This is a genomic window from Marinimicrobium sp. UBA4209, assembly GCF_002381585.1.
GTDB lineage: Bacteria > Pseudomonadota > Gammaproteobacteria > Pseudomonadales > Cellvibrionaceae > Marinimicrobium > Marinimicrobium koreense.
The window spans coordinates 17,910-32,652 of record NZ_DFTP01000094.1 but is presented as its reverse complement, the minus strand read 5'-3'; the positions used below and the strand labels follow the sequence as shown (position 1 = coordinate 32,652).

Sequence of the window (14,743 nt, the reverse complement as noted above, 5' to 3'; positions counted from 1 at the left end):
CGTCATCACAGACGACACCTACCTCGATTACGAATCCTCCACGCAGGAGCTGGTGGAACTGCCGCGTCAGCCTTCGGGTTCGGTCCGCTCCTCTGCGGAAGATCTGTACTCCGCTGCGGGGGATACCACCGTGCCGTTCGCGCTCGATCCCTCACGCGGTTCTCTGCTCGGTCTGCTGGTGCAATCCCCCAGTCTGGGCGAGCGGGTTCAGCAGGGTAAGGAAGTAGGCTACGCCATCATTGTGGTGGGCATCATTGGCATGCTGATTGTGATCGAGCGCTTGATCAAACTGGCGCGGGTGTCCAAGCGCATGCGTCGTCAGCTCAAAGATATGGAACACGCCGAAAACGACAACCCTCTGGGTCGGATGATGCAGGCCTACTACGAGAACAAGCACCTGAACGATCTCGATGCGCTCAGTAAAAAACTGGAAGAGGTCATCTTCAAGGACCTTGCCGAGCTTCGCCGGGGCCTGTCGATCATCAAAGTGCTTGCCGCCATTGCCCCGCTGATGGGTCTGCTCGGCACGGTCACCGGCATGATCGGTACCTTCCAGGCAATCACCCTGTTCGGCACCGGCGATCCCAAACTGATGGCCGGCGGTATCTCCCAGGCGCTGATTACCACCGTGCTTGGCCTGGTGGTCGCCATTCCGCTGTTGCTCTCCAGCAGCCTGCTCAGCAGCCGCGTGCAGCAGCTGAGCAAGATGATTGGTGAGCAGGCCTCGGGCATGATCGCCGATAAAGCGGTCGACATCGCCAAGACCAAAGCCTAAGCGGAGGCCAAGATGGAAGTCTTATCCAAACTGAGCGACTTCCTGGATGCCGGTGGTGATGTGCTTTGGGTCATTCTGGCCGTCACCGTCTGGCTCTGGTGCCTGATCGTCGAGCGCTACTGGTTCTTTCTGCGCGAATTGCCGGAGAACCGGTCCGGCCAGCTCGACCATTGGCGGGAGGTCCACAGCGGGTCGCGCTGGTTTAACCAGCAAAAGCGCCGCCAGCTGTTCTCCGAGGTGGAGTGCTCGATGTTACGCAACCTGAAGCTGATCACCGCGTTGATTGCCTTGCTGCCCATGCTCGGGTTGCTCGGCACCGTGACCGGCATGATCCAGGTCTTCGATGTGATGGCGTACATGGGTTCAGGAAACCCGCGTGCCATGGCGGACGGCGTCAGTGCCGCCACCATTCCCACCATGGCGGGCATGGTGGTGGCGATTCTCGCCATCCCTTTTGCGACGGAGTTGAACCGTCGCTACCAGCGCGAACGGCGGCGGTTACACACCGCCATGTCGCGCGAAGAATGACAGGCCACCGAGGTTGCTATGAGTGATAACCAGTTTTTCATGAACGAAGACGACGACAACGATATCGACATGACACCCATGCTCGATGTGGTGTTCATCATGCTGATTTTCTTTATCGTCACTTCGACTTTTGTCAAAGAGGCGGGCGTCGATGTCACTCGGCCCCAGGCGGACACCGCCATGCAGGCAGAAGCCAACAGCATTCAGATTGGCATCGACGCCTCCAACCAGGTGTTTATGGACAAGCGTCAGATCGACAAGCGCGCGATCCGCGCTAACGTAGAGCGCGGTCTGGCGGAAAGTCCGGGGGCGGCGGTCATCATTGTTGCCGACCGCGACTCCAATACGGACACCTTGATTCAGGTGATGGACCAGGCCCGGCTTGCCGGAGCCGAATCGGTATCGGTGGCGTCGGAGAATAACTGATGTGGGTGAAATATTCGGTAAGTTTGGGCGCGGCGGCGCTGCTTGGCCTGCTGATCTTTATCGGCATGCAGGTGCTGATCGCCACCGAGGGTCGGTTCGCCGATGGCAGTGGTGATCAGCCCGCTTTGAACTTCGTTCGCATCGATGCGGCAGAGGAAAAGGTGGAAACCAAAGACCGGCGCACTCCCGAGGAACCTCCGGAGCCGGATACGCCACCGGAAACTCCCACGGCCGCGGTGGAAGACAATCAGGTGCAGAACCAGAACGCGCTGTCGATGGACATGCCGAGTATGGATATGCCCTTGCAGACCGGCGGTGGGCCCAATATGGCGGGCCTGTCCGGAAGTGGTGGCACCGGTATGGGGGGCTTTGATTCGGATGTGATTCCCACGGTGAGAATTCCACCGAACTATCCGCAGCGCGCCCGTCAGGCCAAGCTGGAAGGTTACGTCACGATGCACGTACAGATTCGCGCGGACGGAACCGTCTCCAATGTCGAAGTGGTTGAGTCGAACCCTCCGCGCTTGTTTGACCAGGCCGCGGTCCAGGCCATGCAGCGCTGGCGCTTCCGCCCGAAAATGGTGGACGGTGAAGCTCAGCCCCAGCAGGCACGCCAAACGATCGAATTTACGCTGAGAGACTGACCGACATGAGTACTGTTATTGCAAACTGTCTGCGTCGTATTCGCCGACCCCTAACAGTGACGCTTCTTATAGGGTGCAGCGCTCTTGCCGTTGCTCAAGACGACTCCCTGAGTGGCAGCACTTACAACAAGCTGACCGACATTCAGGAGTTGATGGCGGAAGAGAAAACCGAAGAAGCGTTGACAGAACTTTGGGAGCTGCGTGAGGAGGTAGACCCGGACACCATGGACCTGGCCATGGTGCTGCAGATGCTCGGCTACGCTGAGCTTACCCGGGATAACCATTCTGAGGCGCTGGAATTGATGCGCGCGAGCCTGGATATCGGAAAGCTGCCGGAGCAAATGAAGGTGGAGCTTGGCTACATGGTGGCCCAGCTTTACGCCGCGCAGGAGCAATTTGACGAGGCCATCCGTTTTGCTCAGGTGTGGTTCGAAACCCTCGAAGAACCCAAACCGCAACAACTGATGTTCATGGCCAACCTGCTGGCGCAGACCGAGCGCTACGCCGATGCGATTCCGTTCGCTGAGCAGGCGGTCACCATGACTGACGAGCCTCAGGAGAGCTGGTACCAACTGCTGATTGCCGCCAGCTTCCAGTTGGAGGAGTACGACAAAGCCGCCCGCTTTCTGAAGGGCGCCGCTGGCCACTGGCCGGAAAAGTCCCAGTACTGGGAACAGTTGGCCAGTGTCTACCTGATGCTGGAACAGGAAGGAAAGGCGCTGGCCAGCCTGCAGCTCGCCTGGCGCAACGGGGTACTGGAAAAGGAAAGCTCCGTACGCTCACTGGTGCAATTGGCCATTGCCGAAGGCATTCCCGATCGTGCCGGTCGTTTTCTGGAAGCAGCGCTCGAACAGGAGCTGGTCCCGCGCGATGAGACCTTCCTCGGGTTATGGGTCAACGCCTGGAACAGTGCCCGTGAATACGACAAAGCTGTGGCCGCCTTGCAAGCGTTGGCCGAAGCTACGGGCGAGGGTGACCCTTACCTGCGCATTGCCAACATCCGCGTGGAGCAGGCCCGTTGGGCCGACGCCGTCGCGGCGCTGGAAAGCGCGCAACAACGGCCCCTGAAAAAGCCCGGACAGGTCTGGTTGACCTTGGGTATCGCTCTCACTGAACAGGAAAATTTTGAAGCGGGGCTGAACGCTCTGCGCGAGGCACGCGCCTACGATGATACTCGGGAGCAAGCCAACGGCTGGCTTAAATACGCAGAAGGCCTTCGTCGTCAAAGTCGTTGGCAGAGCCGAAACAACAGCTGAGCATACGCTCTAAATATCTGGAGTTACAATCATGTTCCACACATTATTCCGACCGTTTCGCTTCGTCGTTCTCACGTTCTTCGTGTTGGCCGCCGGTATGGCCGGTGCAGCCCAACCCAAGGCCCGCATCGCCATACTGGGTGGCACTTTTTTGAACGACATCATTTTTCATCGCGACGGTCTGATTCAGTCCGAGTTCACGATTGATACCAAGGTGGGGCAGTCACCCACCATCTACTATGCCGAGCACAAGGGCATTCCGTTCTACTACATTCACGCCCACGGTGAGGGCAAGTGGCTGGAAACCTGGGTGGCGTTGTACGACCTGGGTGTCGAGGAAGCAATCGGTGGAGCCACCGCCGGTGCCATCAACCGCAGCATGGAGGTGTACGACTACATTCTGGTGGATGACTTCATCGACCTTAATATCGACCGGCCCATCAGCATTCCCCACGAAGTGTATCGGGACCCGGACGCCATTCCACTGCCTCGCTTTGTACCGGCGGTGGATACTGACATTCGCGACATCCTGCTCGAGGAAACCCGCAAGGCCATTCTGGATAATCCGGACTACCAGGACATCAGCATTCACGACGGCGGCACGGTTCTACAGAGTCGGGGCGGCCGGTTTGAAACCGTAGCGGAAGTGGAAATGATGGCCCGCATGGGCGGTGACATTGTCACCATGAACCTCGCCTCGGAAATGGCCTATTCCCGAATGCTCGGAATCAACTACGCCGCCCTCGGTGTCATTTCCAATCCGGCCGAGGGGCGGGCCGACTGGGACTTTTCCCTGATGGAGGAGCTCTACCCGCGCGTCAATCCGCTGAGCCTCGATATCGTACTGGCCTCGCTGCCCGCCATCGCCAAACTCAAAGGCAAGCCCCGCGTGTCCGACGGTTTGATCAACCACCCCGAAATGACTTCCCAAAAGAAACAGGACTGACTTCATGTTGAAATTGACTAAACTCTCTGTGACCGGTTTGTTGTGCGCGCTACTGCTCGGCGGTTGTGCCCAGCAGGCCACCAAGGCGCCCGAGCCGATCAAAATCAAATTCGTGGTGGTTTCCATGTTTGAAATTGGCGATGTGGAAGGCGACCAGGCGGGTGAGTTCCAGTTGTGGAAAGAGCGCGCCGACCTCGACACCGTTCTGCCGTTCAAGAACTCACCGCACGACATTTACCTGAACGAAGAAACCGGCGTACTCGGCATCATTACCGGCATCGGCACCGCCTATTCCGCCGGTACCGCCATGGCGCTGGGCATGGATCCGCGCTTTGACCTGACCGACGCCTACTGGCTGGTGGCGGGTATCGCCGGGATCGACCCGGAGGATGCCTCCATTGGTTCGGCCGCCTGGGCCGAGTACCTGGTCGATGGCGACCTTGGGCACCAGATCGATATGCGGGAGGTGCCGGAGGATTGGGAGATCGGTATTTTTCCCCGTCATACGCGCAAGCCTTACGACCCGAACAAACCCGAACCCACGTTTGAAATGTTGCAGCTGAATTCCGAGTTGTTCAATTGGGCTTTTGAACTGACCAAAGACGCCGAGCTACCGGATATGGAAGGGCTGGAGGAGACCCGCTCCATGTACACCGACCACCCCAACGCGCAGAAGCCGCCGTTCGTTCTCAAGGGTGACCAACTGGCGGCCATGCGCTTCTGGCACGGTGAAATTCTCAACGACTGGGCCAATAAGTGGGTCGACTACTGGACCGATGGCAAAGGGGAGTTCGTGACCTCCGCCATGGAAGATACCGGGACCTTTCTGTCCCTGAGCCTGTTGGACAATCTGGGCAAAGTGGATAAAGACCGGGTCATGGTACTGCGCACTGGCAGTAACTACACCATGCCGCCTCCGGGCGTGACCGCGGTCGACAATCTGCTGGCGGAAAATGACGGTTACGCCGGGCTGGATGCGGCGCTCGAAAGTGCCTACATCGTCGGCTCTGAAGTGATGGAGGAAATTCTGACCAACTGGGATACTTACCAGGACCGCATTCCTTCGGTGGCTGATCTGCCCTGATGCCTATGGACCTGCGTGCGTATACTTGGCGGCCCGAAAAACGGGTCGTCCCCACCGTTGGCGGCGGTCCTCTGTCGGGGCTGCGGCTGGCGGTCAAGGACCTGTTCCATATCGCCGGTCTGCCCACGGGCGCCGGCAACCCGGACTGGCTCGCCAGCCATCCGCTGCCCACCCGCACCGCACCGGTGGTCGAGCAACTGTTGAACGCCGGCGCCGAACTGGTGGGCAAAACCCTGACCGATGAGTTGGCCTACAGCCTCAATGGTCAGAACATTCATTACGGCACGCCCATGAACCCAAAAGCCAAGAATCGCCTGCCCGGCGGCTCCAGTTCCGGTTCCGCCGTGGTGGTGGCCGCTGGCGAGGCGGACATCGGGCTGGGCACCGACACGGGGGGTTCCATCCGTGTGCCCGCGAGCTACAACGGCCTGTTCGGTCTGAGGCCCACCCACGGCGAGCTGAGTCTGGAGGAGACCGTGCCACTGGCCCCGCGCTTCGACACCGTGGGCTGGATGACGAACACCCTTGCCTTGCTCAGGCGGGTCGGCGAGGTTCTGCTGCCGGAGGATATGCCGAGCCGAACCGCCAGCGGCCCGATCACGCTGGCGGTACTGGTGCCGGAGCAGGGCGATCAACCGCTCTGGCGCGAAGAGCATGATGCCTGGCTTCAGTCCCTCGGCACTTCGGCGGTGATTCTACGGCGAATTGACGTGAACGGGGATTGGCTCAACCACGCCAGCGAGTGTTTCCGAACGCTGCAGGGGCGGGAAATCTGGCGCACCCACGGCCGCTGGATCACCGAGCGCAAACCGGTGTTCGCCCCGGACATACAGGCGCGCCTGCAATGGAGTCGGGGTTTGACCGAGGCCGATGAGCTCGCCGCCGAGCGCGACCGGGCGCCACTGTGCGCCACCATCGCCCGTTGGTTTGAAGGCGTGGAAGCGGTGCTGATGCCCACCACGCCCGGGCCCGCTCCAAGGCTTGACGCCGCCAGTGACCGGATCGCGGTCTATCGCAGCCAATTGATGGGCCTGACGGCTCCGGCGGGGCTGTGCAGTCTGCCGCAGTTGCACCTGCCGGTGCTCTCCCGCGACGGGGCGCCCATGGGCGTCTCGCTGCTGGGCGCGCATCGGCACGACAAAGTGCTGCTCGAACTGGCACACACCCTGACGGAGAACCACTCATGACTGAAGTGGCGTTCAGCGCTCCCCACCGCGAGGCGGCGAACATCGGCCTGAAAGTGCTGGAAGAGGGCGGCAACGCGGTGGATGCCATGATCGCGGGGGCCGCCGCCATCAGTGTGCTCTACCCCCATATGAACAGCCTGGCCGGTGACGGCTTCTGGCTGATTCACGAACCGGGCCACGCCCCCCGGGCCATCGACGCCTGCGGTACCGCCGCGGAGCGGGCCAGCATTGGTTACTACCGGGAACAGGGGCTGGAGGCCATACCTCCGCGCGGGGCTCCGTCGACCCTGACCATGGCCGGTACCCTGGCCGGCTGGCAGCGGGCCCGGGAGCTGATCGGCGAAACCCGTCACCTGAAGCCGCTGAAAGAGCTACTGGCGCCGGCCGCCACTCTGGCGCGTGAGGGGGTTCCGGTCACCGAGTCTCTGGCCGCCGCCAGCCGCAAGGTGTCGACCGAACTTCAGGCGGAAACCGAATACCAGTGGCTCTTTACCCGAAAGGGAGCGCCGCTCAAGGTGGGTGATACGCTGCGCAACCCGGAGCTGGGGGATTTTCTCGACCGCCTCGCCCGCCAGGGACTGAAAAGCTTTTATCGGGGCGAGATCGCCGGGGAGCTCGCGGCCGCGCTGGAAGCGGCGGGCAGCCCGTTGCGCCTGTCGGATTTCGAGAACTACCACGCCAAGCTGGTGAGGCCGCTGTCGGTCACCACCCGCTTCGGCGAATGTTACAACCTGCCGGCGCCCACCCAGGGGCTGGCCTCGCTGATCATCCTGGCGCTCTATGACCGGCTCTATCGGGACGACTGGTCCGAAGCGCAGAAAATTCATACCCTGGTGGAAGCCACCAAGCAGGCGTTCTTGATCCGGGACCGGGAAATTGCCGACCCCCGCTACATGCGTCAACTCGGCCAGTTGTGGCTGGCGGACCAGACGCTGGACGAGTTGGCGGGGCGCGTTGGCGATACTGCCTCGCCCTGGCCCCGTGTCGCCGAGCCGGGCGACACCGTCTGGATGGGCTGCGTGGATCGGCGCGGCACCATGGTCAGTTTTATCCAGAGTCTCTACTGGGAGTTCGGCTCCGGGGTGGTGATTCCCGGCACCGGCCTGGTGTGGAACAACCGGGGCCTGAGTTTCCGGCTGGACCCGGATCATCACAACGCCCTGCGCCCGGGCGCCCGCCCTCTGCACACGCTCAACCCCGCGTTGGCCCTGTTCAACGATGGCCGACGCATGGCCTACGGCTCCATGGGCGGGGAAGGCCAGCCGCAGACCCAGGCGGCGCTGTTGACCCGCTACTGGTACGACGGCCTGCCCCTGGACGAAGCCATCAATCGTGGTCGCTGGCTGTTGGGCCGAACCTGGGGCGAGACCGATGATGATCTCAAACTGGAAGCCGACCTGGCGGATCGGGTGGGGGATGAGTTGGCCCGCATGGGACATCGGACCCGCACCGTGCCGTCGCACAGTGAAATGATGGGGCACGCCGGCGCGGTGGTCGCGCTCAATGGCGGCCCGGTCATCGCCGCCAGCGACCCGCGCAGCGATGGCGCCGGATTGGTAGGGAGGGCCCCCGCTTGAGTGCCTTTTTAAATGAATGGCTGCCCACGATTCTCGCCATGCTTGCCACCGGAGCGCTCGCCGGCGTTCTTGCCGGCCTGCTCGGAGTGGGCGGCGGCATTGTCATCGTGCCGGTGCTGTATTTCGTATTGCAGGGCCTGGGCGTCGACCCCGACGTAGCCATTCGAGTGGCGACCGGCACCTCCCTCCTGGTGATCGTACCCACCAGTCTTTCCTCGGTTCGCGCCCACCATCGGCGGGGCAACGTCGACTGGGCGCTGATCAAGCGCTGGTGGCCTTTTATGGTGTTCGGCGTCATTGGCGGGAGCGCCACGGCCCTGGTAGTCAACGGCCGGGTCATCAGCGGTGTGTTTGGCGTTATCGCCCTCCTGGTGGCCGCCAATATGCTCTTTCGCCCCAAGGCGCCGCCAGTGTCCGAGTCGCTTCCCGGCCTGCCGGGGCAGGGGGTAATGGCCGGCGCCATCGGCTACTTCTCGGTGATGATCGGTATCGGTGGGGGCACCCTGGGCGTACCCATGCTCACAGCCTGTAACGTCGCCCCGCACCGGGCCGTGGGCACCGCCGCTTTCTTCGGCCTTCTGATCGCCCTGCCGGGTGCCACCGCGATGCTGCTGGCCCAGACGCCCGCGGGTGCCCCCGCCGGCATGGTCGGGCTGGTTAACCTCGCCGGCTTCGCCGCCATTGTGCCGCTCACGGTGCTGCTGGCGCCGGTCGGTACATGGCTGGGTTCCAAACTGGACGCGCTCTGGCTCAAACGCGTGTTCGCCATTTTTCTGTGCATCAGCGGCGCGCGCATGCTGATGCAGACCCTGGGAGTGTGATATGTCCGAAACTCTTCAACCCGCCTCCAATCTGATGCGGCCCTTCTCCCCTCCCCCGCGCCTGTTGATGGGCCCGGGCCCGATTACTGTGGACCCGCGCGTATTGCGCGCCATGTCCGCGCAGTTGGTGGGCCAGTACGACCCTGCCATGACCCGGTGCATGAACGAAACCATGGCCCTGTACCGGGCGGTTTTCGAGACCGACAACGAATGGACCTTTCTGGTGGACGGCACCTCACGCGCGGGCATCGAGGCGGTGCTGGTGTCGTTGCTCGAGCCTGGGGACAAGGTGCTGGTGCCCATCTTCGGCCGCTTCGGCCACCTGCTCACCGAGATTGCCGAGCGCTGTGGGGCCGAGGTGCACACCCTTGAGACGGCGTGGGGCCAGGTTTTTACCCCGGAGGAGATTGAAACCGCCATCCGCAGGGTACAGCCCAAAGTGCTCGCCGTGGTGCAGGGGGACACCTCCACCACCATGCTCCAGCCGCTCGAAGAGCTGGGAGCCATCTGTCGTGAGCACGGTGTCCTGTTCTACTCCGACGCCACCGCCTCCATCGGGGGTAACCCTTTCCGCACTGATGACTGGGGCCTGGATGCGGTATCGGTCGGCCTGCAGAAATGCCTCTGCGGACCGTCGGGCAGCGCGCCCCTGACGCTGAGCCGAAGAGCCGTGGACGTCATTCGCCGCCGCAAACATGTGGAGGCGGGGATTCGCAGTGAACACCACCGGGACGGCCAGGGCCCGCGCATTCCCTCAAACTATTTCGATCTGGGCATGATCATGGATTACTGGGGCGAGGAGCGGCTCAACCATCACACCGAAGCCACCACCATGCTCTACGGCGCCCGCGAGTGCGCCCGCATTCTGCTCGAGGAGGGCATCAAGGCGGCCATCGAGCGCCACCGCATTCACGGCCTCGCAATGGCCGAGGGCCTGGCCGCCATGAACCTCAGGCTGTTCGGCGACCAGGCGAACAAAATGCACAACGTCGTGGGTATTTATATCCCCGATGGCATTCCCGGGGAGCCGGTACGCCAAGCCATGCTGAACGATTTCGGTATCGAAATCGGTACCTCTTTTGGTCCTTTGCACGGCAAAATCTGGCGTATTGGCACCATGGGCTATAACGCCCGTAAAGACGCCGTACTGCAGACTCTGGCGTCGCTGGAGGCTGTGCTTCGCCGGTGTGGTCACACACTTACCGCTGGTGCCGGAACCGATTGTGCGCTGGAAATATACACCGAGGAGGGCGTCGTATGAGCGTCGATCTGAATCTCTCGGAAGCGGCTCTGGCCGAGCCGGCCGCTCGCCTGATGACCCGCTGTGACGAATTGGCTGGCATTAGTTCGGATCCTGACTGCCTAAGCCGTTTTTATCTGACACCTGAACACCGTAAGGCCAACGATAAGGTGGCGGGATGGATGAGAGCAGCGGGTCTGGAGACTTGGGAGGATGCCGCCGGCAATCTGTGGGGCCGCTACGCCGCAGCCGATCCGGCTGCGACCCAAGCGTTGATTGTGGGTTCCCATTTGGACACTGTGCCCAATGCTGGTCGCTACGACGGTATGCTGGGAGTGCTGACCGCACTTTCCGCCGTCGAGCAATTGCGAGCGGCCAAGGTACGACTGCCTTTCCATATTGATATCGTCGGTTTTGGTGATGAGGAGGGCGCGCGTTTTGGCACCACCTTGTTGGGTAGCCGCGCGGTCGCCGGCACTTGGCAGGATTCTTGGTGGGAGTTGACTGACGCAGAAGGCGTCTCTTTGTACTCGGCCTTCGAACGGTTCGGTTTGAACCCGGCCAGAATTGGTGAGGCAGCCCGTTCGCCGCAGGGCTTACTGGGCTATCTGGAACTACACATCGAACAGGGGCCTGTGCTTGAACAACGGGACGAACCCTTGGGGGTGGTTACAGCCATCGCTGGTGCTCGCCGCGTTGATATTGAACTGGTTGGTCATGCAGGTCACGCAGGCACCGTGCCGATGAACATGCGGCGTGATGCTTTGGTTGGTGCGGCAGAATTTATTCTTGCAGCCGAGAGAGTGGCCCGGGAGGAGGGAGTTGTTGCCACTGTGGGGCGGTGTGAGGCGTTACCCGGTGGCGTCAATGTTATTCCTGGCGCAGTGCACCTGTCATTGGATATCCGCTCCGCAGATGATCGCCTTCGCGATCACGCGTTGACGATCATTCGCGACCAATTAAAGCATATTGAAGAGCTCCGGGAGTTGAGCTCTACGTGGCGAGAAATCCATAATGCCCCGTCAGTCGCCTGTGCTGAGTGGTGGCAACAATTACAGTGCTCCGTGCTATCAGACCTCAATCTTAAGGCGCTGCGTTTGATGAGTGGGGCGGGGCACGATGCAATGGCCATGGCGGAAATTACTGATTGCGCGATGTATTTTCTGCGCTGCAAAGGTGGTATCAGTCATCATCCAGATGAGTCCGTTGCGCAAGCGGATCTGATTCCCGCAATAGCAACTCTGGTCCAAACACTACTTCACGTGCGGCGAACGGGATGAAACCCGCGACCGCCTGTGCTTTAATGAGGTGAAGCACACAGTTCTTTGACCCTCAGGAGTCGGCGGTGCCCCTTGCCAAACCCACAGCCCCGGACTTACTCGAAAGCCTCTATGACGGCGCGATGAACCCGGAGCGCTGGCCCCGGTTTCTCGGACAATTGGCCACCCGCTTCGACGGTGGAACCGCTTCCCTGCGCATTACCGATATCGAAAAACCACGGGTTTACTCCTCTTTCACTCAGGGGTTTGATGCCGAAGCCAATCGGCGCTACATGGAAGAATCCGTGGCGGTTGACCTGTTTCGTGACGCGCTGTCGGCGGCGCCCTTGGGCACCACACTGGCCAGTCACGAGATTGTGTCCGACCGGGAGTTTGAGCGCAGCGCGCACTATCAGATGGTGTTTCGTCCCAACGGGAACTTCTATGCCATGGGCGCCCAGTTCGAGCGCCAGGCCTCCCGGGCCGCGCATATCGGCGTTCACCGCCCCCGCCGTGCCGGGCCTTTCTCCCGCTCGGAACAGCGCGAACTGGATATCTTTTATCCCCACCTGAAACGCGCCGCCCGCATGATGCAGTTAATGGGGGAGTTTGAAGTCGTGTTGGGGCAGGCGAGAGCCGCGCTGGATTGCCTGCCTTACGGTGTCTGGCTGGTGGACCGGCAGAGGCGTTGTCAGTGGTTCAACGCTGTGGCGGAAGAGGCGATGCAGACGCATGTCTATGGCCTTGGGCTCAGCGGCGATCGGTTGCAGTTGCGGGATGCCATGGAAGAGTCCCGGTGGCGATCTGTCTGTGACCGGGTGAGCCGTGGTGATATCAGCGCCGATGTGATGCCCCTCGGCCACTCCGGCGCCACACTCGTGGCCATGCAGTATCGCCGGCCGTCGGCCCACGCACTCATGGGCCCCGAGCAGGAGGCGCTATTGGTGTTTCTGTTGGATCCGGAGCGACCGGTCAAGCCCAACGCCCAGCGCCTTCACACCCTCTATGGCCTGACCCAGGCGGAGATTCGTCTGCTGGGGGAATTGTTGCGCGGCTATGAGCTGTCCGAGATCAGCGCCTGCCTGAATCTGTCCATTCATACCGTGCGGGCCCAGTTGAAATCGGTCATGCGCAAGGTGGGCGTTACCCGCCAGGCGCAATTGATCCGCAAGCTGTTGATGGTGTGTGCGGCACTGCCATCGGATGGAGACGCGCATTGACCATCGAATGCTGTATTGACCGACCGGATGGGCGTCGCCTGCGGGTGCTGGAGCAGGGAGCACCCGACGCGCCGGTCTGGATTTACCTGCACGGGCTTCCGGGGTCGGCGGATGAAGCCCGGTTGCCGGAGGCTGTTGCGGAAAAGGTCCGATTGTTGGCGTTTGATCGTCCCGGTTTTGGTGGATCCACCTCATGCCCCGAGTATACCCTGGCCATGCTCGCAGAGGATATTGGCGCGATCGCTGATGCGTATTCGGTGCCGACGATCCGCTTACTGGGTTTTTCGGCCGGCGGTCTCTTTGCCCTTGCCGCGGCCCGAGTGCTCGGCGAGCGGGTGTCCCGGATGGTATCGGTGGGGGCGCCGGCGCTGCACTGGTTGGATGATCCCGATCGGGAAGCGGCGGCACTGACCGCCGGTGCCTGGCAGGGCGCCCGGGACAATCCGGCGCAGCTTGCCGAGTCCCTGACCGCTCTGACCGGCGACGGAGCCACCTTGCAGGAGGCGATGCGCAGCAGCCTGTCAGCGGAAGATCTTGCGGTTCTGGATGAGTCCGATACAAAACACCGGTTCGCGCAGACCATGACACAAGCCACCCGACAGGGGCCGGCTACATCGGCGTCGGCCCTTTCCCGTGAACTGCAGTTGATGGTGTCACCCTGGCGCTATGAACTGGAGACGCTACCGGCATCGGTCAACTTTATCCATGGCGATAGCGACCAGTTGCTCACCGTGCGCCACCTGGAGGCTCTTCACCAGAGCTGTCCTCACAGTCGCGCCGTTATTTTGCCGGGAGAGGGGCATTACTCGCCCCTGCTGGGACCCGGCGCGTCGGCATTATGGACCGACTGGATTCTGGAAAACGCCTGACAACAAAAGCCTTGAGCGGTAATAAAACTGCTTGTCAAAAGCGACACGTTGAGGGCAAAATTCGCGCCTCCTGCGGCTCGCCGTTTCTTTGAGTCTTTGTCATGCGTTTCGCCAGTTTCGATGTGTTTCGCACTCTGGGGTTTCCCGATACCCGCCATTTCAAACCCGACCACCTGTTCCGCCATCAGTCCGAGCTGAGTGCGGCCGAGTGGATATTGTTTCCCGAGTACTGGCAGATCAATGCGTTGATCTACGGCATGGGCTGCCGGGTATTTCCCAGCCAGGCCAGCTATCTGTTGGGGCACAACAAAATTGAAATGACCCGGGCATTTCAGACCGTGGCGCCGGCCCATGTACCGTTGACCCACATTCGCGCGAATACCCCGGACAATGCCGAGGAACTCTGGCAGGAGATGACTCACCCGTTTGTCGCCAAGCTCGCCAAAAGCAGTATGGGAGAGGGCGTGTGGTTGATCGAAGAGCGGGATCAATGGCGCGAGTATCTCGGGCGGACCGACACCCTCTATGTGCAAGAGTGGCTGCCCATCGATCGGGATGTGCGGGTGGTGGTCGTCGGGGATCAGGTGCTGGCGGCCTACTGGCGACTGCAATCCGGGTTCAGTTTTCACAACAATGTGGCGCGTGGCGGGAGTGTGGATTACAGCCCCGTGCCCGCGGTGGTGGCCGACCTGGCGCTGTCGGTCGCGCGAAAGCTGGGGGTGGATCACGCTGGGTTTGATATTGCTCTGGTGGGCGATCATCCCTACTTGTTGGAATTCAACCGCCTGTTCGGCAACCAGGGTATTCCGGGCGGCGGCCAGCGTCTGCGCGAGGCGATTCTGGGCTATCTGGAGCGTCAATCCGCACAGAATGACGGCCCCAGTCGCCCGCCGGAGCCGGTAGCGGCATAA

15 protein-coding genes are annotated in these 14,743 nt (G+C 61.6%); all 15 read left to right on the top strand.

The annotated features are described in order from the left end of the window. The first annotated feature begins 178 nt into the window (after positions 1-178). The 15 genes from B3187_RS13655 to B3187_RS13585 all read left to right on the top strand — a co-directional run bounded on the left by B3187_RS13655 (position 179) and on the right by B3187_RS13585 (position 14,743). Positions 179-775: a MotA/TolQ/ExbB proton channel family protein gene (locus tag B3187_RS13655; RefSeq protein ID WP_286807028.1), complete on the top strand. Its 597-nt coding sequence runs from the start codon at positions 179-181 to the stop codon at positions 773-775. Between the two features lie 12 nt (positions 776-787). Next, the gene (locus B3187_RS13650; RefSeq protein ID WP_286807027.1) at positions 788-1,303 is read left to right on the top strand and encodes a MotA/TolQ/ExbB proton channel family protein; all 516 of its coding nucleotides are present in this window, start codon (positions 788-790) and stop codon (positions 1,301-1,303) included. An 18-nt stretch (positions 1,304-1,321) separates the two neighbouring features. Next, complete coding sequence (locus B3187_RS13645; RefSeq protein WP_286807026.1) at positions 1,322-1,729, top strand: ExbD/TolR family protein; 408 nt, start codon at positions 1,322-1,324, stop codon at positions 1,727-1,729. Continuing rightward, complete coding sequence (locus B3187_RS13640) at positions 1,729-2,373, top strand: energy transducer TonB (protein ID WP_286807025.1); 645 nt, start codon at positions 1,729-1,731, stop codon at positions 2,371-2,373. The genes B3187_RS13645 and B3187_RS13640 overlap by 1 nt, the downstream gene beginning before the upstream one ends. 5 nt (positions 2,374-2,378) lie before the next feature. Beyond that, a complete protein-coding gene (locus B3187_RS13635; RefSeq protein WP_286807024.1) occupies positions 2,379-3,629 on the top strand; it encodes a tetratricopeptide repeat protein in 1,251 nt (416 codons plus the stop codon). A 31-nt stretch (positions 3,630-3,660) separates the two neighbouring features. Continuing rightward, complete coding sequence (locus B3187_RS13630) at positions 3,661-4,575, top strand: hypothetical protein (protein ID WP_286807023.1); 915 nt, start codon at positions 3,661-3,663, stop codon at positions 4,573-4,575. Positions 4,576-4,579: 4 nt separating this feature from the next. Continuing rightward, positions 4,580-5,659 (top strand): purine nucleoside permease, encoded by a 1,080-nt coding sequence (locus B3187_RS13625; RefSeq protein ID WP_286807022.1) that lies wholly within the window; start codon positions 4,580-4,582, stop codon positions 5,657-5,659. Between the two features lie 5 nt (positions 5,660-5,664). Next, positions 5,665-6,846, top strand: coding sequence for an amidase (locus tag B3187_RS13620; protein ID WP_286807021.1), 1,182 nt, complete (start codon positions 5,665-5,667; stop codon positions 6,844-6,846). Then, positions 6,843-8,423: a gamma-glutamyltransferase family protein gene (locus B3187_RS13615; protein WP_286807020.1), complete on the top strand. Its 1,581-nt coding sequence runs from the start codon at positions 6,843-6,845 to the stop codon at positions 8,421-8,423. Before B3187_RS13620 ends, B3187_RS13615 begins: the two co-directional genes overlap by 4 nt. 38 nt (positions 8,424-8,461) lie before the next feature. Then, positions 8,462-9,244, top strand: coding sequence for a sulfite exporter TauE/SafE family protein (locus tag B3187_RS13610; RefSeq protein WP_339618556.1), 783 nt, complete (start codon positions 8,462-8,464; stop codon positions 9,242-9,244). 1 nt (position 9,245) lies between these two features. Beyond that, entirely contained in the window at positions 9,246-10,505 is a 1,260-nt protein-coding gene (locus B3187_RS13605; protein WP_286807017.1) for a pyridoxal-phosphate-dependent aminotransferase family protein, read from the top strand. Then, entirely contained in the window at positions 10,502-11,764 is a 1,263-nt protein-coding gene (locus B3187_RS13600) for an allantoate amidohydrolase (RefSeq protein ID WP_286807016.1), read from the top strand. Before B3187_RS13605 ends, B3187_RS13600 begins: the two co-directional genes overlap by 4 nt. A gap of 65 nt (positions 11,765-11,829) precedes the next feature. After that, positions 11,830-12,963, top strand: a complete 1,134-nt coding sequence (locus tag B3187_RS13595) for a helix-turn-helix transcriptional regulator (protein ID WP_286807015.1) — start codon at positions 11,830-11,832, stop codon at positions 12,961-12,963. Next, positions 12,960-13,832, top strand: a complete 873-nt coding sequence (locus tag B3187_RS13590) for an alpha/beta fold hydrolase (RefSeq protein ID WP_286807014.1) — start codon at positions 12,960-12,962, stop codon at positions 13,830-13,832. The genes B3187_RS13595 and B3187_RS13590 overlap by 4 nt, the downstream gene beginning before the upstream one ends. Before the next feature lie 101 nt (positions 13,833-13,933). Then, the gene (locus tag B3187_RS13585) at positions 13,934-14,743 is read left to right on the top strand and encodes an ATP-grasp domain-containing protein (protein ID WP_286807013.1); all 810 of its coding nucleotides are present in this window, start codon (positions 13,934-13,936) and stop codon (positions 14,741-14,743) included.

What these genes read in the sequence shown, in the direction of transcription:
- B3187_RS13650 (WP_286807027.1), top strand. Translation starts at nt 788, where the DNA reads ATGGAAGTCTTATCCAAACTGAGCGACTTCCTGGATGCCGGTGGTGAT.
- B3187_RS13645 (WP_286807026.1), top strand. Translation starts at nt 1,322, where the DNA reads ATGAGTGATAACCAGTTTTTCATGAACGAAGACGACGACAACGATATC.
- B3187_RS13640 (WP_286807025.1), top strand. Translation starts at nt 1,729, where the DNA reads ATGTGGGTGAAATATTCGGTAAGTTTGGGCGCGGCGGCGCTGCTTGGC.
- B3187_RS13635 (WP_286807024.1), top strand. Translation starts at nt 2,379, where the DNA reads ATGAGTACTGTTATTGCAAACTGTCTGCGTCGTATTCGCCGACCCCTA.
- B3187_RS13630 (WP_286807023.1), top strand. Translation starts at nt 3,661, where the DNA reads ATGTTCCACACATTATTCCGACCGTTTCGCTTCGTCGTTCTCACGTTC.
- B3187_RS13625 (WP_286807022.1), top strand. Translation starts at nt 4,580, where the DNA reads ATGTTGAAATTGACTAAACTCTCTGTGACCGGTTTGTTGTGCGCGCTA.
- B3187_RS13620 (WP_286807021.1), top strand. Translation starts at nt 5,665, where the DNA reads ATGGACCTGCGTGCGTATACTTGGCGGCCCGAAAAACGGGTCGTCCCC.
- B3187_RS13615 (WP_286807020.1), top strand. Translation starts at nt 6,843, where the DNA reads ATGACTGAAGTGGCGTTCAGCGCTCCCCACCGCGAGGCGGCGAACATC.
- B3187_RS13610 (WP_339618556.1), top strand. Translation starts at nt 8,462, where the DNA reads ATGCTTGCCACCGGAGCGCTCGCCGGCGTTCTTGCCGGCCTGCTCGGA.
- B3187_RS13605 (WP_286807017.1), top strand. Translation starts at nt 9,246, where the DNA reads ATGTCCGAAACTCTTCAACCCGCCTCCAATCTGATGCGGCCCTTCTCC.
- B3187_RS13600 (WP_286807016.1), top strand. Translation starts at nt 10,502, where the DNA reads ATGAGCGTCGATCTGAATCTCTCGGAAGCGGCTCTGGCCGAGCCGGCC.
- B3187_RS13585 (WP_286807013.1), top strand. Translation starts at nt 13,934, where the DNA reads ATGCGTTTCGCCAGTTTCGATGTGTTTCGCACTCTGGGGTTTCCCGAT.